Below are 18,608 nucleotides of genomic sequence, written 5' to 3' on the forward strand. Positions count from 1 at the left end.
TCCGACACCGATAGCGGCGCCGCGGCGGCGCCGGCCAAGACCGTCACGGTTACCGTCGACGGCGCCGGAACGATCAGCACCGATCCGAAGCTCGCCGGCACCGTGCCGGGCGACGTGCGGAAGAAGGGCGCGCTGAGTGTCGCGACCAACGCGCCGTACCAGCCGTTCATCGACTTCGCGGCGGAGGGCAGAACCGACGCCTTCAAGGGCCTCGACTACGACCTGTTCACCGCCGCCAGCGCGAAGCTCGGCCTGACCGCGACGTTCTCTCAGCAACCCTTCGACGGCCTGGTGCCGGCCTGCAGGCGGCCAAGTACGACGCCATCGCCGGCGGCATCACCGACAAGAAGGAGCGCCAGGCGGTCGCCACCTTCGTCGACTACACCGCGTCGGGCACCGGGTTCCTCGTGCGCACCGGCAACCCGCTCGGCGTACGGACCGTCGCCGACCTGTGCGGCCGGAAGGTGGCCGCGCAGAAGGCCAGCAACCAGGCCAAGCACCTGGCCGACTACAGCAAGCAGAGCTGCGGCGGCAACGCCGTCGCGATCCAGGAGTACCCGGAGAACCCGCAGGCGGTGCAGGCGCTGCTGGCCGGCAACGCCGACGTGGTCGCCGCCACCAAGGTGAACCTCGTCGACATCGCGTCCGGCCTGACCGGCAAGGCCGAGCTGGTCGACGACCCCGCTCAGCCCAACGGCTGGCAGGCGAGCCCGAACGGGTTCGGCTTCCGCAAGGCCGACAAGGAGCTGGCCGAGGCCTACCGCGGCGCGCTGCAGGCGCTGATCGACGACGGTAGCTATACCAAGATTCTCGCCCGGTACAAGCAGGAGCCGATCGGGCTCAAGACCATCACGGTCGACCGGGCCATCGACTAGCCACCGGCGCGGACCGCAGCCGCCGGACGCCGGCGCCACGATTCCACAGTGAGGGCGGACCGTGGCCGGCGCCCGGCGGTTGCCTGCCGGGTTAAGGAAACCCATGGACATCACCAGCGTACGGGCGATTCCCGTGCGGCACTACGGCCGGTGGGTGACCGCCGGGCTGTTGATCGCCGTCGTCGCCCTTTTCCTGCATGCGCTGTGGCGCAGCCCGAACCTCGAACCCGGCACGATCGCCTCCTACCTGTTCAAGGACTACGTCCTGCGCGGCGTCGGGGTCACGCTGCTGCTCACCGCCGTGGCGATGGTGCTCGGCACCGCCGGCGCGATCGTGCTGGCGGTGCTGCGGCTGTCGGCCAACCCGGTCCTGCGCGGCGCCGCCTGGTGCTTCATCTGGTTCTTCCGCGGCACCCCGCTGCTCGTGCAGATCATCTTCTGGGGCTTCCTCGGCGCGCTGTTCCCGCGGATCACCATCGGGCTGCCGCTGGTCGGCACGCTCGTCGATCAGCCGACCAGCGTGGTCATCTCCGGCACCACCGCCGCCGTGCTGGCACTGTCGCTCAACGAGATGGCGTACGCGGCGGAGATCGTGCGCGGCGGACTGCTGGCTGTCGACTCCGGACAGACCGAGGCCGCCCACGCGCTGGGCATGACCCCGGCGCAGACCCTGCGCCGCATTGTTCTGCCGCAGGCGATGCGGGTCATCGTGCCGCCGATGGGAAACGAGACCATCACGATGCTCAAGTCCACCGCGTTGGTCTCGGTGATCGCCGGGCGCGACCTGATGACCGTCGTGCAGGGCGTGTACGGCGGCAACTACAAGGTGATCCCGCTGCTGACCGTCGCCGCGCTCTGGTACCTGGCGCTGGTGAGCCTGCTGTCGGTGGGGCAGTACTTCGTCGAACGGCGGTTCGGGCGCGGCACGCGCGGGCCGCGGGAGGAGGTCCGATGAGCACCGCGATGGTGCACGCCGAAGGCGTACGCAAGCACTTCGGCGGCCACGAGGTGCTGCGCGGGGTGGATCTGAGCGTCGCGCCCGGCGAGGTTTGCTGCCTTCTTGGCCCGTCCGGGTCGGGCAAGTCGACCTTCCTGCGCTGCATCAACCATCTGGAACGCATCGACGGCGGCGCGCTCACCGTCGACGGCGAGCTGGTCGGCTACCGCCGCGACGGCGACCGGCTGTACGAGCTGCGCCCGCGTGAGGTCGCCCACCGGCGACGCCGTATCGGCATGGTGTTCCAGCGCTTCAATCTCTTCCCGCACCTCACCGCCCTGCAGAACATCATCGAGGCGCCGGTACGGGTGCTGCGTGAACCGCCGGCCCGGGCTCGCGAGCGCGCGGCCGCGTTGCTGGAGCGCGTCGGGCTGGGTGGCAAAGCGGGCGCGTACCCGGCGCAACTGTCCGGCGGTCAGCAGCAACGGGTGGCCATCGCCCGGGCCCTGGCCATGCGGCCGACGCTCATGCTGTTCGACGAGCCGACCTCGGCGCTCGACCCCGAGCTGGTCGGCGAGGTGCTGGACGTGATGCGCGGCCTGGCCGCCGACGGCATGACGATGATCGTGGTCACGCACGAGATGGGTTTCGCCCGCGAGGTCGCCGACCGGGTGGCATTCCTCGACGCCGGCGTGGTGGCCGAGAGCGGCACACCGGCCGCGGTCCTCGGCGACCCGCAGCACGACCGCACCCGCGCGTTCCTGTCGAAGGTCCTGTGAGGTTGCACGACGCGGCCGGCCGGCGCCGGGAGGTCTACCTCGACCGGCTCGCCCAGCTGGTCGGCGTGGACTCCGGCTCGCGCGAGGTGCCCGGGCTGCACCGGGTCGCCGGCCTGCTGACCACCTGGACCGCCGCGGCCGGCCTGACGACCGAGCGGATCGCCGTGCACGACGCGGCCGGCGCGGCCCTCGGCGACGCCGTGCTCGCCCGGATCGGCGGCACCGGCACGCGGCGCATCCTGCTCGCCGGTCACCTCGACACGGTGTTTCCAGCGGGAACGGCGGCGCGGCGGCCGTTCCGCGTCGGCGGTGACCGGGCGTACGGACCCGGGGTGTGCGACGACAAGGGCGGCGTGCTCGCCGGGCTCGCCGCGGTCGAGACGCTGCTGGCGACCGGCCGCACCGGCTTCGGCGAGGTGGTGCTGCTGGCCACCCCGGACGAGGAGATCGGCTCGGTGGGCAGCCGGCCGCTGCTGGAACGGCTCGCCCGCGACGCCGATGTGGCCCTGTGCCTGGAGTGCGCGCGGGAGAACGGTGATCTGGTGCGCGCCCGCAAGGGCGTGGCCGACATCGAGGTGACCCTGCGCGGGCGCTCGGCCCACGCCGGCATCGAGCCCGAGCGGGGCGCGAACGCCGCCCTGGCCGCCGCCCGGCTGACGATCGGTCTGCAGGAGCTCAACGGCCGCTGGCCGTCGGTGACGGTCAACGTGGGGGTGCTGCGCGCCGGCGAGCGGGCCAACGTGGTGGCCGACGAGGCGCGGCTGCTGGTCGACCTGCGCGCCGACGATCCCGGCTACTTCGACGAGGCGCTCGCCGCCATCACCGCGGCCGCGCATCGTACCGACGTGCCGGGGGTGTCGGCCGCGGTGGCGGTGATCGCGCCGACGCCGCCCTGGTCCGGCTCACCCGGCACCGACGAACTGGTCAAGCTGGCCGGTCAGGCGGGCGCGGAGCTCGGCGTGCCGGTGGGCGCGGCGGCGACCGGCGGCTGCGCCGACGCGAACCTGCTGGCGGCGGCGGGGATACCGGTGCTGGACGGGCTCGGCCCGGTCGGCGGCGGCGACCACAGCGAGACGGAATGGCTCGACCTGACGTCGGTGGTGCCGAGGATCGCCCTGCTGGCCGGGCTCATCGACGCGGTCGCGGCGCGCTGAACCGCCGGTCCCCGCGCGTTCGTGCGGGGACCGGCGGCGGCGTCACACGCCGTGAATGTCGACCCGCAGGCCGGTGTAGGTGACCGCGTCGCCGGCCCGGTACGCCGTGAACCAGCGGTCGCGGCGCAGCTCGACGGCGAACGCCGGCTCCTGCTCGGCGGTCTGCCCGGAGGCGACCCGGCAGCCCGCTCGGCCGGCCAGATCGAGGGCGAGACCGGCGAGCACGTGGGCGCCGAACACGTCGGTGACCGGAGCGGGACATCCGGTCGTGGTTCCGCGGGACCGCGACCCGGCCGGAACGGCCCGCCACCGGGCGGCGTCGTAGCGGTCGCCGTCGACCAGCCGGGTCCAGCGCACGCCGCGCACCGCCCATGGGTGAGCGCCGCCGGGGACCGTCGCCCGCCGCAGGTCGAGCACGTGGATGGCGGCACGGCCGATCACCCGCAGCGACTCGTGCCCGCCGCCGACGCCGGTGACCTCGAGCGCGGTGTCCTGGTCGAGCCCGAACACCCGGTCGTGCCCGGTGTCCACGGCCAGCCGCACGGAACGGCCCAACCGGCCACGGGTGGAGAAGTGCGTGTCGAGCAGACCGGCCCGGAAGAACCCGAACCCGCCGTGCGGCAGATATCCCAGCCGGGTGGCATCGTCGAAGTAGCCCGGGGCGCTGCCGTCGCGCAGTCCCTCGTACGACTCCCCGCCGGTCAGCATGTCGGCGCCGGCCTGGATCTGCGCGCCGGCGCTGGTACCGGCCACCACGGCCCCGGAGCGCAGCCGGGCCCGGATCGCGGCCAGCGCCGCCGAGTCCGCGCCGCCGGGACGCTGCATGGTGGTCACGTACCGGTACTGGTCACCGCCGCCGAAGAAGAAGCCGGTCAACTGCCGGATTTGCGCCACCACCGCGGGGTCCTCGGCCGCGCCGGGGTGGTCGCGATCGATCGGGATCCACTCCGCCTCGGCGCCGTAGCGGCGCAGCAGTGCGACGTAGTAGTCGCCATTGCAGACGCTGTTGTTGCAGTCCGGAGTTCCGGCGTCCGGGTCCTCGGACGGAACCGGCGACGCCGCGGTGACGATGCCGATCCGGGCCCGCCCGGACCCACCGGCGAGCCGGACGATGTCGTCGTAGACGGCGGCGTTGTCGTCGGACAGTCCACCACCGACGAGCACGAGACTCCCGCCGCGGGCGGGAAGGGGATGGGCGCCGGCCGGCGCGGGCGCCGCCGGGATGACGACGGCGACGCCGGCCACGACGGCCAGCATGAAGCGTATGGACACGATGCTCCTCACCATTCGTGAGGGCGAACCGTGTGCCCAGCACCATACCGCCATTCCGGCCGCGCGGGCCACCGCCTATCCGGTCCGGTAGGCGGCCAGGACCCGGTCGACCACACGTTCGGCGAAGGCGGCGTCGACGGTGCCGGCGGAGACCGCTCGCCGGTGGAAGACGGGGCCGGCGACCAGGTCGAGGACCTCGGCGGCGTCCGTGCCGGCCGGCAGCTCCCCGCGCCGGATGCCCCGGTCGATGACCTGGAGGATGACCGCGTGCCGGGCCGCGGCCTCCTGGCGGTGCAGGGCGGCGAACGCGGCATCGCGTTCGGCCGCGTCGATGAGGGCGAACATCAGGCGGGTGGCTGGGCCGTGCGACAGCGCGGTGGCGAAGCCGGATAGCAGATCCACGAGGTCATCCCGCAGCGAGCCGGTCGCCGGATCGGCCGGGGCCCGCAGCAGGCTGCCGAAGGCGTCGAGCACCAGCTCCGGCTGCCCCTTCCACTGCCGGTAGATGGTGGTCTTGGCCACCCCGGACCGGTCCGCCACGGCTTCGATCGTGGTGGCTGCGATGCCCCGCTCGTAGAGCAGTTCGACGGTGCTGCGTAGCACGGAGGCGCGACTGCGCGCGATCCGCGGATCGACGCGGCCGGCCGGTGCGCCCGGCTTCACCGCGAAGCCCACAGGTGGCGGTAGTCGCGAATGTAGGCGGCCAGCGGGGTGGGTGCGCGTCCCAGCAGGCGACCGAGCGTCGGATCGACCCGCTCCGCCTGGCCGCGGCGCAGTCCGGTGTGCAGCACCGTCTGCACCAGGCACTGCACCATCGGCAGGTGCCGGTGTCGCAGGTGCCGCAGATAGCCGGCGACGCCGGCCGGCTGGTAGCGGATGGTCCGGCCGAGCACGTCGGTGAGCAGCCGGGCCACCTCGTCGAAGCCGAGCGCGTGCGCTCCGGTCAAGGTGTACGCGGCGCCGCGGTGCGCATCGGGGTCCTCGTACACCACCGGACCAGCACCAGCCCGCCCGCGCCGGTCACGGCCGGGGCGAAGGTCTCCGGACGCCGGAGATCCAGCATGACGGCTTCGGCGTGAGGGAACAGGGCGCGCAGCCGGTCCACATCGGTGCCGGCGACACGTACCGGCCGCCCGGCGCTCAGCAGGGCCCGGGCCGCGGCGCCGCCCACATTGCCCGTGGCGCCGGTGACCAGGATCGGCCGGGCGTTCATCTGCGCTCCAGGTGAAGGTAGATGACGGCGAGACCGTCGCGGCGGGCCATCAGCCGCCGGTCGCCGGCCTCGCGATAGGCCACCGGCAGTCGGACGCGTTCCACCGCGGGGCGGTTGTCGATGTTCATATGCCGACATTACGCTACGCAACCGTAGCGAAGTGGCGCCAGCAGCGCGTTCGTGTTCAGCGCGAGGCGGCCGCGTGCCGCACGGCGTTGCACAGGTGCCGCAGCAGCGGCCGGTCGTCCCCGCGGCGCCACAGCAGGACCAGTTCGCTGGGCGCCACGCCGGTGACCGGCCGCACGACGATGCCGTCGCGGGCGATCAGGGGGGTGTTACCGGCCGCGACAAGGCAGATCCCGAGTCCCGCGGTCAGCGCCTCGACGGTCTCCTCGGTGTTGCTGATCTCGGCACCGATAGTGACGGGGTGTCCCTGACGGGCGTCCACCGCGAGCCAGTGGTCCCGCAGGTCGCCGCTGTCGGCGGGCAGGGCGAGGAACGGCTCGTCGAGCAGGTCGCTGATGTCCACGACGTCGCGGTGAACCAGCCGATGAGCGGCGGGCAGGGCGAGCAGCCGCGCCTCGGTGGCCACGCTCAGCCAGGCGAAACGCTCGGGTTGCGGTACGGGCAGCCAGACGAACGCGGCGTCGGTGCGCCCGGGGCCGTTCGTGCTGACGCCGCCGGTCGGGTCGTCCCACGGCACCTGCCGGATCTGCAGGCGCGCCTGCGGTGCGGCGTCGGCCAGGCGGGCCCGGACCGCGGGCAGCAGGCCCCGGCTCAGACCGGTGCTCATGCCGACGGTCAGGGTGGCCGCCTGTTGTGCCGCGGCGGCAGCGAGATCGGTTTCGGCGGTCAGCCAGGCGTCCAGGACGGCCCGTGCGTGGGGGAGCAGTGCCCGCCCGGCGGTGGTCAGGCTCACCTGCTGGCGGTCCCGGTCGAACAGCGGCGCGCGCAGCTGGGTCTCCAGGGTGCGGATCTGCTTGGACAACGCCGGCTGGCTGATGAACAGCGCCTCCGCCGCCCGGGTGAAGTGCAGATGCTCAGCCACGGTCACGAAGTAACGCAAGTCCCGCAGGTGCACGTCCATAACCAGTGGCTATCACCGTAGGTCTTGGACAGCAAGTCAACGGATCACCGAGCCTGAGTGGGTCAGCACAACGGAAACCGGCCACGCCGGGGAAGGAGCCGACCGTCATGACCACGAGCAGCCGAGTCTGGTTGATCACCGGCGCGAGCAGCGGTTTCGGCCGCGCGCTCACCGAGGCGGCGATCGCCGCCGGCGATGTCGTCGTCGCCACCGCCCGGCGCACCGAGGCGCTCGGCGACCTGGTCGCCGCCCACCCCGACCAGCTCGACGCCGTACGGCTGGACGTCACTGACCTTGCTGCCTGCGCCGCCGTGGTCGCGGACGTGCAGTCCCGGTACGGGCGCATCGACGTGCTGGTCAACAACGCCGGGCGCGGCCAGGTCGGCGCCGCCGAGGAGACCACCGACGCGGAGTTGCGATCGTTGTTCGATCTGCATGTGCACGGCCCCGCCGCCCTGGTGCGCGCGGTGCTGCCCGGCATGCGCGAGCGCGGCGCCGGGGCGATCGTGCAGATCTCGTCGTTCGGCGGGCAGGTGGCCTACCCGGGCTTCTCCGCGTACTGCGCCACCAAGTTCGCCCTCGAGGGCTACTCCGAGGCGCTCGCCGCCGAGGTCGGACCGCTGGGTATCCGCGTGATGATCGTCGAGCCGGGCGCTTTCCGCACCGGGTTCTCCGGCGGCGGGCTGGTCGAAAGCGCCGAGCTGGCCGCGTACGCCGACACGGTCGGCCCGACCCGCCGCATGATCAAAGGCATCGACGGCTCCCAGCCCGGCGACCCCGCGAAGGCCGCCGCCGCCATCCTGGCCGCGCTGGCCGCCGACACGACACCGTTGCGCCTGCCATTGGGCGACGACGCCGTCGACGGCATCCTCGGGCATCTGGACACCGTCCGTAACGAGCTGCGCAGTTGGGAATCCGTGTCCCGCGCCACCGCCATCGAGCCCCAGCCGGCGGCGTGACTGGACCTACTGCGTTGGCATCAAGTCGCCGGCCCGCGGCCCGGCGGTGGCCGGCAGGGTGGCGGCCAGAGCCGGAATGATGGCCGCCGCCACCGCGGCGTGCATGACCAGCAGCCAGACGGCGGTGCTCGAAGAGGTGGCCGCCTGTGCCGGTGGCGCGGCGCTGATCACCAGGCCCGCCGCGGTCAGGAGGAGAAAGGTGCGGCGCGGACGCCCTGTGCCCAGCGACAGCCGGGCCAGACCCCATCCCGCCACCGCCCCGACGAGGGTTGCCAGCACGACGGCCTGCCACGGAACGGGTCGGTCGGCGCCTCGAACGCCGACCTCCAGCTGCTCGCCGGTGGCGTGGGCGATCTGGTAACACAGCAATGCCCCGAGCACTGCCGGTGCGGTTGCCAGAGCGGCCCGCCGGCGTAGGACGCTGGTAACTTCAGCGCTTAACATTGCGCCACGGTAACGCCGTCAGGAAGGTGCTGGCAAGCCCTCGAAGGCCCGGCTGGCCAGCCGGTGGAGCTCGGCCAACTCGGCGTCGTCGAGCGCCGCGAAGCGCTGGGCCATGAAGGCGTCCTGCTGGGGCGCCAGCCGATCGACGAGCTCGCGCCCGGCGTGGGTCAGCCGCAACCGGTTCGCGGCACCCTCGGGCACCCGACCGAGCAGTCCCGCGTTCTGCAGTTTCGTCACCAGCATGGACACTGCCGCGGCCGTCACGCCCAGCCGCTGCCCGACCACCTGCTGGAATTCGTCAGGGTTGGCGCGGACCGCCAGCAACAGCTGAAACTGTGCCGGGTTGAGTCCTTCCGCCCGCAGGATCGCGGAGGCTTCCTGCGCCGTCCGATGAACCGTACGAGCCAGCACTCCGAAGATCTCCGCCGACAATCTCACGCGTTCCTGAGGATCCACACATACATACTCGCAGCGCACCGGTCTCGTGGGCCGATCACCCACGGCGCCGAAGTGGTACGGTTGAGTACCACTTATGGGAGGCGCGCGTGACTGGCACTCCAGTGCCCACCCCGCCCACCGGGCGCGGGACGAAGGCGGCGCGGCCGCGGCCGCGGTGGCGGCCGCTGGCGGGCCTCGTGCTCGGTGTGCTGGCGGCGCCGTTGCTCATCGTCCTTCCCGAAGCCGGGCTTCCCCTTGCATACGTCGCGTTGCGGCTGCTCGCCAGCCGATTCGCGTGGGCGTCTCGAGCCGACGACGCGCTGCGCCGGCTCAGCGGGAAGGTGCATGCATGGTTCGTGGCGCTTCCGCGCGCCGGAAAGCTCCTGCTGTCCGCGACTGCGCTTCTGGCTGCCGGTGCCGCGGTCTGGAGGACCGCCGACAGCCTCGCCTGATCGGGCTACCCGTGCATCCGGTGCCGGATCCGCCCGCGCGCCGCCGCGCAGACGCCGAACGCAACCGGGAAGCCATCCTCGGCGCGGCCGACGAGGTGCTGCGAATGAACCCGGCCGCCAGCTTCGAGGACATCATCATCGCCACGGGCCGCGGCCGGACCACCGTCTACCGGCATTTTCCGACCCGCAACCACATCGTGGCGGCGCTCGTGGACCGCGCGCTCGAGGTGGTCCACGCCTTGCTGGAACAGGCGCGGCCCACCGAACCGCCGTTCGACGCCGCGCTGGAGCGCATGACCCGCGCCGCTCTCGTCGGCGGACATCGCGCGTGGAGCCTGATCACCGTCGCGGCCGGGGGACGAGTGCCCGACTCACCCCCGCTGACGCAGATCGTCGCCGCGGCCACCGAGCTCATGCGGCTCGGCGTGACCGAGCATCGCCTGCGCGACGACATCCCTCTCGACTGGCACGTCGAAAGCTACTTCCAGATCCTCACGCTTGCCCTGCGCGACGGCCTGGGGGAGGGTGCGACGGAAATCGTTGTCGACGTCTTCTGCGGGGGAGCATCGGCCGCTCGCTGACCGTCCGGCGCTGTCCGCGTGCTGCCTCGACCGGCGGGCGTACCGGCATAATCGCCGGATGAGCGACCTGACTCCGGAGCAGTTGCTGACCACCACCCGATCCGTCCGGAAACGGTTGGACCTCAAGCGGCCGGTTCCCCTGCCCGTTGTTCTCGAGTACCTCGAAACTGCGCTTCAGGCGCCGAGCGGGTCCAACCGTCAGGGATGGCATTGGATGGTGGTGACCGATCCCGCCAAGCGGGCCGTCATCGGCGACCACTACCGTGCCGCCGTCGCTTCGTACAGCGCCTCCGCGGGAGCCGCCGGCAAGCTGTTCTCCGCCGATGCCGCGCGCGCCCGGGTCCAGAACCGTGTCGGCGACAGCGTCGCCTACCTCGGGGAGCACCTCGCCGAGGTGCCCGTTCACGTCATCGGTTGCCTCGATACCGGTGCCGAGGAACTGCCCAAGGGCAATCAGGCCGGTCTTTGGGGTTCGCTGCTGCCCGCGGCGTGGAGCTACATGCTTGCGGCTCGCACCCGCGGTCTCGGAACGGCGTGGACGACCCTGCACCTGCGGTACGAGCGGGAGATCTCCGAACTGCTGGGGATACCGCCGTCTGTTCATCAAGGCGTTCTCATTCCGACCGCCTACTACACCGGAACGTCCTTCCGGCCGGCGCCGCGGCAGCCACTGACCGAGGTCCTTCACCTGGAGTCCTGGTGAGCCGCCGCGCTGTTTTCGCATGAATGCGCGCCGCGAGCCGCACTTCGACCGGCCGAGCCGGGCGCATTCGCATCGGTGCCGCCGACGGCGTGGGTGACGCTGACTTGCGAGGTGCCCTGATCGCGCTTGCCGCACGAGCGCCGGGGCTCGAACCGGTCGCGGTGCAGTGCTCCTGCTCGGCGAATGGCGGCCGCCGCTAGACGGGACGATGCGCCGGGCCGGACCGCCGGCGCACCAGGACGATGGCACCGACCAGCACAAGTCCCGCGATGGCGGCCAGCGCCTCGAGGCCGGCCATGACGGCACTGACGGCGACGCCGATCAGCGCCCATCCGGCCGTAAGGGCGTACGACGCTTGCCCGCGCAGGAGGTGCGCCCCGACGGCCGCGGTACCCGATGCGGCGACCACGAACCCGCACTGCACCACCAACCCCGGTGTGCCGGTGAAGGTGCCGCTCGGCAGCAGGGTGGCCGTATTGATCCACACGGCGGCGGTGGACCAGCCGGCGTCCACGCCAAGAACAATGCCGAGCAGCCGGCCGGTGATGCGGTCGGTCGCCTCCGCGTCGATGGCCGTCACCACCTGCCGCAGGCAGACGCCCAACCCAGTGAGCATGCCCGCGAAGATCGGCACGGTCAGCCAGCGCGCGGGCGAGCCCGCGGCGAGCAGCCACAGGACGAAGCCCACCTGGACCAGCGCGAGCGGCACCTGGATGTCCCGGTACGGCGCGACCGTGGCGCGCTGGGCCGGCAGGCCCCACGCCGCGACGATCAAGCAGCCGACACCACGACGCCCCAGACGGCGAAGAACGGTCCCCGGCGGCACGATCGGCGGATCCGCGGCGTCGCTGTCGAATCCGATCACCGGTGGGGCGCAGGCCTGCAGCACAGCGGTGGCCGCCAGCAGCCATCGCCCGGCCCTTGGGTGCAACACGGAAGCTACGTCCTTCACACAGGTTGTTCGGTGCGGATTGCGCTCGTGGACGCACCTGCGCCATGCGACCCGCTGGCCGCGGCCGCGGGCTTCGGGTGGACCGTGACCGGCGACGCCGACCCCGGCCGAGTGGATCGGGGCGCTCAGGAAAAGGGGGTTTTCTGCTCGACGCCGGCACGATCGCCGCGGGACCGGGTTCGGTGCTTCGAACATTCGGGGGAATGCTGTTCTGGCACCGAACCACGGCACCCCCAACGTCAGAGCTGCACCTCGTGCAACCCTTGTAGGGCGCGAAAAACTAAAGGGCCGCAATCGCTAGCAGAATACTGATGTGCACGTGCACATCAGCAAAATGGCGACATGACTTTGTCAAGGACAGGCGCCAGGCTAGAGGCGTAGGCAATCTACTGTCAAAAGTGAGAATGGCTCACGTCTCGGGCCCGGCGGCTCGTCCGGCGATCAGCGTCTCCCGTCCTCGTCCACTTGCGCCGAGGTGATCCCTTCGCCGATGCTGACCGGATGCTGTCAGACGAAGCCGAGGCCGAGTTGCGGGCGATCCTCGAGCGAGCCGATGCCCCAGCCGAATTGAAGACGCGGGCGACGATAGTGCTGTTGAGAGCCAAGGGATTGCAACGGAAAGAGATCGCTGCCTCGACGAAAACGTCGTTACCGACCGTCGACCGATGGCTGGCACGCTATGCATTTGGTGGAGCAGCATCATTACTGACGGCGGCACCTCATCGAGTCAGCCGGCAGCGGTCGGCATAAAGACGGCGCCAGATATGCCGGCTTGCCCCGAACAATGAGCCTCTTTCCATCGAGCAGGCGCTCGACCGGCACCGCGGCCAGCAGATACCCGGCCAGGCACACGAACGCGCCGAGGCCGGCCTGATCGGTGGTCGCCGCCATCACGGTCACGTAGCCGATCACGACCAGCAGCACCTGACGCCACATCGGGAAGTCGTCCGGCAGCAGCGCGATCAGCAGCACCGCGCTGACCGACACCGGCAGCCAGTAGTAGTCGAAGATCTGCGGGTCGGTGATTATCCGCAGCGCGGCGGCGGCCAACGGCGCCGCGGCGAACGCCACCAGCCGGCCCCGCAGCAGGTACGCGACCAGGGCGCACCCGCCGGCCACCAGTACCGCCTGCCCGAGCCGGGTCGCCCAGGTCACCTCGTGCATGCCGAGCAGCCAGGGCAGCGTCCGCTCGGAAACCGGCCAGACATGCCCGAGCATCCCGAACTGCCCGCTCAGCACGAACGGCAGGTAGCCCGCGACCGCGACCCCGGCGGCCACCAGCGAGGTGCGGATCGCCCGCAGCGGGCCGGTGACCGCGAGCAGGCACGGGAAACCCAGCACACCGATCGGGGCGATCATGACGGAGACGCCCAGCGCGACCGCCGCGGCCAGTGGCCGCTCCTTGCGGTGCAACCCGATGGCGTACGCCCAGAGCAGCGCGATCGTCACCTCGGCGGGATGGCCGCTCCACGGCGTCGGGCCCAGCAACCAGAGCAGGGCCAGCACGGCGACCACGATCTGCCGCACCGGCCGGCCGCGGCAGGCGGCCATCGCACCCAGCGTCAGCGCCAGGTCGAACGCCACGCGCACCAGCGCGGACGGGATGCTGGCGTGCCCGCCGATCAACACCAGCCGGCTGATCAGCAACTGCAGCGGTCCGGCCTGGTTGAATGTGCCGGTGTAGGCCTCGTCGAGCCGCCCGGCCAGAACCAGCCGCCCCAGATCGGCGAAGGCCTGCACGTCCAGCGGGGTCTGCCGGCTGGTCAGCCCGGCCAGGGCGGCCAGCAACCCGGCCAGCCAAAATCGTCGCCGCAGTACGAACTCGCCCGTCCGCATCAGCAGAGGCGACTGCCACCACGGAACTTCTCTCACACCGGAGCGATCGGCACGCCGGCACCCGGGTTGAGCGCCGGTCGACGGCGGACCGTCCGCAGGCGCGGCGGGACGCGTCAGGTGGTTGCGGACCCTCCCCGCGCGGCCTTACGCACCTTGTCCACCGCCGCGCTCACGGCGTCCGTGTCGTCCCGGTGCTGGGAAACCGCTAAGCCTGCGGCCGCGAGGGTCCATGGATCTGGTGGTATCGCCGGCGATGCTGAACCTTTGTCGCCATCCGGCCAGTTCCAGGGCAGAGGCGTGTGCGGTGATCATGTCTGCGGCGTCATCGACCGGTGCGCGGCCCGCAGCGGCGCGAGCCGTCTCCGGTTTCCAGCTCGCTCAGGCCGCGGTCGAGTTCGTCGACGTAGTACGCCCACCGGGCGTCGCCCACTACGCCACACTGTCCGCGATGGGCCCGGTCTAAGCCGTCACGAAGCCGGTGCAAGGAACGGTGCACGGCGTCGGTGACGTCGGGAATCTAGGAGGATTTTTCTGCTCTGCGTTGGTGACCCCGTCAATGACCGCCGCCAGCCGGATATCTTCCGCGTTGTCCACCGCCAGACGATATGGGGGCCGTGAGGGCTCTGCAGGCAGTCGACGGATGAACTTCCGGCGCCGAGCCCAGTACACCGGACGCACCGGTGCGGCAAGGCGTCTGGTCAGCCCGCCGTCTGCTCAGGCGTCGCGGTGGCGCAGCTGGATGGCAGCATGGCTCAGGAGAATGAGCAACCAGCCTAGGACGACGGTTGCCCCGGCCGTCGGTGAGAGCAGGCGGAGGTCGGTGCCGAGGTTCATGAGCGCCTGTCCGGCATTGGACGGCAGATAGGGCGCGATCGTGTCGGACCAGTTGTCGGGCAGTAGCGACACGACGCCGGGCACGATCAGCAGGATGGCGACCACGGTGGTGAGCGCGGCGGCGATGTTGCGTAGCAGGAAACCGAGTGCCATGCCCAGTACGCCGACGCCGGCGAGATAGCCGGCCGTGCCGAGGACCGCCCGCAACACGCCGTCGTCGGCGAGGGAGATGCCCTTGTCGCCGAGGACGGCCTGCCCGGCGAGGAAGGTTAGCAGGACCGTCGGTACCAGGGCGGCCAGCGTGACAGCGGCCAGCACGGCGACCTTGCCGGCCAGCACCGGCCAGCGGCGGGGCACGGCGGTGAGTGAGAAGCGGCGGCGGTGATCGATGTCATGGCGATGCTTTCGTGGCGCTGCCGCTGTACTCGACGGTGTCGCGGGTCATGGACATGAACGCCTCCTCCAATGACGTTTCGGCGGTGCTGAGCTCGTGCAGGGTGAGATGGGCGGCGGCGGCACGGTCGCCGATCTGCGCGGAGCTCAGGCCGGTTACCTCCAGCAGGCCGGGTTCACCGCTGGTGACCGTCACCCCGGCTCCGACCAGCAGCTCGCGCAGGGCGGCGGCCTGCGGTGAGCGGACGCGGACGGTGGCCTGGGACGCCCGGCGCGTGAACTCGGCGAGGGGGACGTCGGCGAGCAGACGGCCGCGGCCGACGACGATGAGGTGCTCCGCCGTCTGCGCCATCTCGCTCATCAGATGGGAGGAGACGAATACCGTACGGCCTTGTGCCGCGAGGTCTTTGAGCAGGTTGCGGATCCAGCGGATGCCGTCGGGGTCCAGGCCGTTGACCGGTTCGTCGAGCATGACCACCGCCGGGTCGCCGATCAGCGCGGCGGCGATGCCGAGCCGCTGTCCCATGCCCACGGAGAAGCCTATCCAATCTGGTAGGCGGCCAGGACCCGGTCGACCACACGTTCGGCGAAGGCGGCGTCGACGGTGCCGGCGGAGACCGCTCGCCGGTGGAAGACGGGGCCGGCGACCAGGTCGAGGACCTCGGCGGCGTCCGTGCCGGCCGGCAGCTCCCCGCGCCGGATGCCCCGGTCGATGACCTGGAGGATGACCGCGTGCCGGGCCGCGGCCTCCTGGCGGTGCAGGGCGGCGAACGCGGCATCGCGTTCGGCCGCGTCGATGAGGGCGAACATCAGGCGGGTGGCTGGGCCGTGCGACAGCGCGGTGGCGAAGCCGGATAGCAGATCCACGAGGTCATCCCGCAGCGAGCCGGTCGCCGGATCGGCCGGGGCCCGCAGCAGGCTGCCGAAGGCGTCGAGCACCAGCTCCGGCTGCCCCTTCCACTGCCGGTAGATGGTGGTCTTGGCCACCCCGGACCGGTCCGCCACGGCTTCGATCGTGGTGGCTGCGATGCCCCGCTCGTAGAGCAGTTCGACGGTGCTGCGTAGCACGGAGGCGCGACTGCGCGCGATCCGCGGATCGACGCGGCCGGCCGGTGCGCCCGGCTTCACCGCGAAGCCCACAGGTGGCGGTAGTCGCGAATGTAGGCGGCCAGCGGGGTGGGTGCGCGTCCCAGCAGGCGACCGAGCGTCGGATCGACCCGCTCCGCCTGGCCGCGGCGCAGTCCGGTGTGCAGCACCGTCTGCACCAGGCACTGCACCATCGGCAGGTGCCGGTGTCGCAGGTGCCGCAGATAGCCGGCGACGCCGGCCGGCTGGTAGCGGATGGTCCGGCCGAGCACGTCGGTGAGCAGCCGGGCCACCTCGTCGAAGCCGAGCGCGTGCGCTCCGGTCAAGGTGTACGCGGCGCCGCGGTGCGCATCGGGGTCGTCGTACACCACGGCGGTCACGTCGCCGAGATCGCGCGTGTCGACGAACGCGGCGCGGCCCTGCCCGGCGGGCAGATAGATCCGGTCGTCGTCGCGGATGTCCGGCCGGTAGGCATCGGCCAGGTTCTGCGCGAAGAAGCCGGGCCGCAGAATCGTCCAGGACAGGCGAGAGCGGCGCAGGTGCGTCTCGACCCGGTGGTGGGGTACAACGCGGTTGGTGTCGGCGCCGGTGACCGAGCAGAAGACGACGTGGCCGGCGTCGTGGTGGGCGGCCGCGTCGAGCAGGGCGTTGAGGGTGGGGCCGACCCGGCTGATCGCCGGCGGACGGACCAGCACCAGCCCGCCCGCGCCGGTCACGGCCGGGGCGAAGGTCTCCGGACGCCGGAGATCCAGCATGACGGCTTCGGCGTGAGGGAACAGGGCGCGCAGCCGGTCCACATCGGTGCCGGCGACACGTACCGGCCGCCCGGCGCTCAGCAGGGCCCGGGCCGCGGCGCCGCCCACATTGCCCGTGGCGCCGGTGACCAGGATCGGCCGGGCGTTCATCTGCGCTCCAGGTGAAGGTAGATGACGGCGAGACCGTCGCGGCGGGCCGCCTCGGCGAGCTCGGCGACGGTCGGGGTCCGCGGCACGTTGATCCGGATTCCCATCCGGCGGCCGGCCGTGCGGTACCCGACCTCGTCGATCAGCCGCCGGTACACCGTGGCCACCGTCTCGGGGTCCTCGACGAGCTCCGCCCGCGCGGGACGCCGGGTGCCGCGCATCGTGACCGCGACCTGAGATCCGCCGCGCAGGTTGACCCGCCAGCCTGAGTTGGTGAGAACCATCAGCCGCCCGTCGCCGGCCTCGCGATAGGCCACCGGCAGGTCGAGGCGGCGGCCGGTCCTGCGGCCCGTGACGTGCAGCAGAAGCAGGTGCCGACCGACCTGCCGGGACCGTCGCGGCGACCTCAGAAGCCATCTCATTACGGCGTTGACGACCCGGTACGGCGCCTTGGGAGGCTGAATGCGTTCCACCGCGGGACGGTTATCGATGCTCATACGCGAAGCATACGCTACGCCACCGTTGCGAAGTGTTGTTGAGGTCGGTCGCGTCACCGGCCCTAAGCCTGCAATTCCTGTCGATTGGAGGTGATCAAAAGGCACACGTTAGGTCCTGTGAACTTCGACGTTCATTGGTCCCCGGGTCGTCCTGACCGAGCAGCCGACACGCCGCAGGATGGACGGAATCACAAGCTTCGTGCCGGAACTACATTTACCTTTACGGTTGGCAAGCGGTTTCCGTGCAGCCCATCTTTGGCCACTCGGGCCATCATGGGCCCGCCTCAGCTCGGCAACCGTTTCATGGTCGCGGTGGGCGATTCTTAGGGAGCCTTGGAGATGCTTTTCACGGTGTTCGGCGTTTCGTGCTGACGTCGTTTGCAGAGGGTTGGTCGGGAGATGATCATGATGTGGTTAGCGGCGTAGCCGTCGCTGAGGGCTTTACCGGTGCGGCCGGGGACTTGGGTGAGGCCGGTGCGGGTGGTGGTGTCGCCTTGTCCGGTCTGTCCGTGCGTGTTGGCGCTGAAGCACCAGATGGTGTCGTCCGTCGGGCGCAGGTGTTGTTCGCCGGCGGTGACGGTGGCCCAGCTGCTTGTTGGTGCCGACCTGTGTCGGCGTATCTGGTCGTCGGTGGTGCCGGTTTGGCCGGACTGCTAGTACCAGTTGGCGCCCCAGCACCAGCGGGTGCCGTCGGTGCCCGCGGCGCAGGTGTGGAATTGGCCTGTGCTGATGGTGGCCGAGGTGGTGGCCGTGCCGACCGGATCGGTGTCCGGTCGTCTGCTGGCGGGCGCGTGGCAGTTCAGAGGCCCCGGCCAATACCCGGGCGAGGGTGGCGAGGGTCGGGTGCGCCACGGTCGCGGCCTAGATAGAGCTCAGCGCGGCGCGGGCCTCCGACCCCGGGAGCCATGACCGACCTTGCCCGCGAGTCTGCTCAGACCAACGGTCTGTAACCGCTTGCACCCGGCCAAGGAAGAACGGCTTCCTGCCTTGCAGTCGACCTCGGGAACCGACAGAGGCGGGGATCGCCGATCAGACCGTCCCGGAATCGTGGAAGTGGAACACTCTGTGAAGTGGTGCGGTACGGGATTTCTCATCACGGCACAGTTGTGCAGATGCGCGAGCGCGGTACAGGAAGGGGGAGCCGCTCTAGTCCGCTCCGGCTTTTCGCCGTCATCACGATGGCGAGACGATAGGCTACCGGCGGGCGCCCGGCC

The 18,608-nt window shown here is 71.3% G+C and carries 24 protein-coding genes; 9 read left to right on the top strand and 15 right to left on the bottom strand.

The features are described from left to right. Nucleotides 1-335: 335 nt before the first annotated feature. From ACQP2F_RS13875 to ACQP2F_RS13890, 4 genes are all read left to right on the top strand, one after another. Nucleotides 336-875, top strand: coding sequence for a transporter substrate-binding domain-containing protein (locus ACQP2F_RS13875; RefSeq protein ID WP_433307483.1), 540 nt, complete (start codon nt 336-338; stop codon nt 873-875). 103 nt (nt 876-978) lie between these two features. Next, the gene (locus ACQP2F_RS13880) at nt 979-1,830 is read left to right on the top strand and encodes an amino acid ABC transporter permease (protein ID WP_433304080.1); all 852 of its coding nucleotides are present in this window, start codon (nt 979-981) and stop codon (nt 1,828-1,830) included. Next, on the top strand, nt 1,827-2,591 hold the full coding sequence (locus tag ACQP2F_RS13885; RefSeq protein WP_433304082.1) for an amino acid ABC transporter ATP-binding protein: 765 nt from the start codon (nt 1,827-1,829) through the stop codon (nt 2,589-2,591). Before ACQP2F_RS13880 ends, ACQP2F_RS13885 begins: the two co-directional genes overlap by 4 nt. Further along, nucleotides 2,588-3,745, top strand: coding sequence for a M20 family metallopeptidase (locus ACQP2F_RS13890; RefSeq protein ID WP_433304084.1), 1,158 nt, complete (start codon nt 2,588-2,590; stop codon nt 3,743-3,745). The genes ACQP2F_RS13885 and ACQP2F_RS13890 overlap by 4 nt, the downstream gene beginning before the upstream one ends. A gap of 42 nt (nt 3,746-3,787) precedes the next feature. On the opposite strand, the gene ACQP2F_RS13895 is transcribed toward ACQP2F_RS13890, so the two are convergent. From ACQP2F_RS13895 to ACQP2F_RS13920, 6 genes are all read right to left on the bottom strand, one after another. Then, entirely contained in the window at nt 3,788-5,017 is a 1,230-nt protein-coding gene (locus ACQP2F_RS13895; protein WP_433304086.1) for a cyanophycinase, read from the bottom strand. 75 nt (nt 5,018-5,092) lie between these two features. Beyond that, nucleotides 5,093-5,620: a TetR/AcrR family transcriptional regulator gene (locus tag ACQP2F_RS13900; RefSeq protein ID WP_433304088.1), complete on the bottom strand. Its 528-nt coding sequence runs from the start codon at nt 5,618-5,620 to the stop codon at nt 5,093-5,095. Between the two features lie 56 nt (nt 5,621-5,676). Beyond that, nucleotides 5,677-6,009 carry a hypothetical protein gene (locus ACQP2F_RS13905; RefSeq protein ID WP_433304090.1) on the bottom strand — a complete coding sequence of 111 codons (333 nt, stop codon included), beginning with the start codon at nt 6,007-6,009 and terminating at the stop codon, nt 5,677-5,679. Then, nucleotides 5,961-6,230: an SDR family oxidoreductase gene (locus ACQP2F_RS13910; RefSeq protein ID WP_433304092.1), complete on the bottom strand. Its 270-nt coding sequence runs from the start codon at nt 6,228-6,230 to the stop codon at nt 5,961-5,963. Before ACQP2F_RS13910 ends, ACQP2F_RS13905 begins: the two co-directional genes overlap by 49 nt. After that, nucleotides 6,227-6,358, bottom strand: coding sequence for a hypothetical protein (locus tag ACQP2F_RS13915; RefSeq protein WP_433304094.1), 132 nt, complete (start codon nt 6,356-6,358; stop codon nt 6,227-6,229). The genes ACQP2F_RS13910 and ACQP2F_RS13915 overlap by 4 nt, the downstream gene beginning before the upstream one ends. 56 nt (nt 6,359-6,414) lie before the next feature. Then, on the bottom strand, nt 6,415-7,317 hold the full coding sequence (locus tag ACQP2F_RS13920) for a LysR family transcriptional regulator (protein ID WP_433304096.1): 903 nt from the start codon (nt 7,315-7,317) through the stop codon (nt 6,415-6,417). Between the two features lie 107 nt (nt 7,318-7,424). Between ACQP2F_RS13920 and ACQP2F_RS13925 the strand changes: the two genes are divergently transcribed. Next, a complete protein-coding gene (locus ACQP2F_RS13925) occupies nt 7,425-8,276 on the top strand; it encodes an oxidoreductase (RefSeq protein WP_433304098.1) in 852 nt (283 codons plus the stop codon). Between the two features lie 6 nt (nt 8,277-8,282). On the opposite strand, the gene ACQP2F_RS13930 is transcribed toward ACQP2F_RS13925, so the two are convergent. Both ACQP2F_RS13930 and ACQP2F_RS13935 read right to left on the bottom strand, forming a co-directional pair. After that, nucleotides 8,283-8,657 carry a DUF6069 family protein gene (locus tag ACQP2F_RS13930; RefSeq protein WP_433304100.1) on the bottom strand — a complete coding sequence of 125 codons (375 nt, stop codon included), beginning with the start codon at nt 8,655-8,657 and terminating at the stop codon, nt 8,283-8,285. Nucleotides 8,658-8,738: 81 nt separating this feature from the next. After that, entirely contained in the window at nt 8,739-9,152 is a 414-nt protein-coding gene (locus ACQP2F_RS13935) for a MarR family winged helix-turn-helix transcriptional regulator (protein ID WP_433304102.1), read from the bottom strand. Nucleotides 9,153-9,265: 113 nt separating this feature from the next. Between ACQP2F_RS13935 and ACQP2F_RS13940 the strand changes: the two genes are divergently transcribed. From ACQP2F_RS13940 to ACQP2F_RS13950, 3 genes are read left to right on the top strand one after another with little or no spacing between them, the layout of a single operon-like run. Then, entirely contained in the window at nt 9,266-9,610 is a 345-nt protein-coding gene (locus tag ACQP2F_RS13940) for a hypothetical protein (protein WP_433304104.1), read from the top strand. 11 nt (nt 9,611-9,621) lie between these two features. Continuing rightward, nucleotides 9,622-10,191, top strand: a complete 570-nt coding sequence (locus ACQP2F_RS13945) for a TetR/AcrR family transcriptional regulator (RefSeq protein ID WP_433304106.1) — start codon at nt 9,622-9,624, stop codon at nt 10,189-10,191. 58 nt (nt 10,192-10,249) lie between these two features. Beyond that, nucleotides 10,250-10,894 (top strand): nitroreductase family protein, encoded by a 645-nt coding sequence (locus ACQP2F_RS13950; RefSeq protein ID WP_433304108.1) that lies wholly within the window; start codon nt 10,250-10,252, stop codon nt 10,892-10,894. Nucleotides 10,895-11,090: 196 nt separating this feature from the next. Here ACQP2F_RS13950 and ACQP2F_RS13955 read toward each other — a convergent pair whose 3' ends face one another. Beyond that, a complete protein-coding gene (locus tag ACQP2F_RS13955; RefSeq protein WP_433304110.1) occupies nt 11,091-11,828 on the bottom strand; it encodes a hypothetical protein in 738 nt (245 codons plus the stop codon). 519 nt (nt 11,829-12,347) lie between these two features. Here ACQP2F_RS13955 and ACQP2F_RS13960 point away from each other — a divergent pair. Continuing rightward, nucleotides 12,348-12,596, top strand: a complete 249-nt coding sequence (locus ACQP2F_RS13960; RefSeq protein ID WP_433304112.1) for a helix-turn-helix domain-containing protein — start codon at nt 12,348-12,350, stop codon at nt 12,594-12,596. On the opposite strand, the gene ACQP2F_RS13965 is transcribed toward ACQP2F_RS13960, so the two are convergent. The 6 genes from ACQP2F_RS13965 to ACQP2F_RS13990 form a co-directional block, all read right to left on the bottom strand. Then, nucleotides 12,549-13,682 (bottom strand): hypothetical protein, encoded by a 1,134-nt coding sequence (locus ACQP2F_RS13965; protein ID WP_433304114.1) that lies wholly within the window; start codon nt 13,680-13,682, stop codon nt 12,549-12,551. The genes ACQP2F_RS13960 and ACQP2F_RS13965 overlap by 48 nt on opposite strands. A 714-nt stretch (nt 13,683-14,396) precedes the next feature. Continuing rightward, nucleotides 14,397-14,873: an ABC transporter permease subunit gene (locus ACQP2F_RS13970; RefSeq protein ID WP_433304115.1), complete on the bottom strand. Its 477-nt coding sequence runs from the start codon at nt 14,871-14,873 to the stop codon at nt 14,397-14,399. Between the two features lie 34 nt (nt 14,874-14,907). Then, nucleotides 14,908-15,435 carry an AAA family ATPase gene (locus tag ACQP2F_RS13975; protein ID WP_433307485.1) on the bottom strand — a complete coding sequence of 176 codons (528 nt, stop codon included), beginning with the start codon at nt 15,433-15,435 and terminating at the stop codon, nt 14,908-14,910. 14 nt (nt 15,436-15,449) lie between these two features. Next, nucleotides 15,450-15,977, bottom strand: a complete 528-nt coding sequence (locus tag ACQP2F_RS13980) for a TetR/AcrR family transcriptional regulator (RefSeq protein ID WP_433304117.1) — start codon at nt 15,975-15,977, stop codon at nt 15,450-15,452. Nucleotides 15,978-16,033: 56 nt separating this feature from the next. After that, nucleotides 16,034-16,900 carry an NmrA family NAD(P)-binding protein gene (locus ACQP2F_RS13985; protein ID WP_433304119.1) on the bottom strand — a complete coding sequence of 289 codons (867 nt, stop codon included), beginning with the start codon at nt 16,898-16,900 and terminating at the stop codon, nt 16,034-16,036. Then, nucleotides 16,897-17,394, bottom strand: a complete 498-nt coding sequence (locus ACQP2F_RS13990; RefSeq protein WP_433304121.1) for a nitroreductase/quinone reductase family protein — start codon at nt 17,392-17,394, stop codon at nt 16,897-16,899. The genes ACQP2F_RS13985 and ACQP2F_RS13990 overlap by 4 nt, the downstream gene beginning before the upstream one ends. Nucleotides 17,395-18,608 lie beyond the last annotated feature (1,214 nt).

The organism is Actinoplanes sp. CA-030573 (assembly GCF_050951115.1).
GTDB lineage: Bacteria > Actinomycetota > Actinomycetes > Mycobacteriales > Micromonosporaceae > Actinoplanes.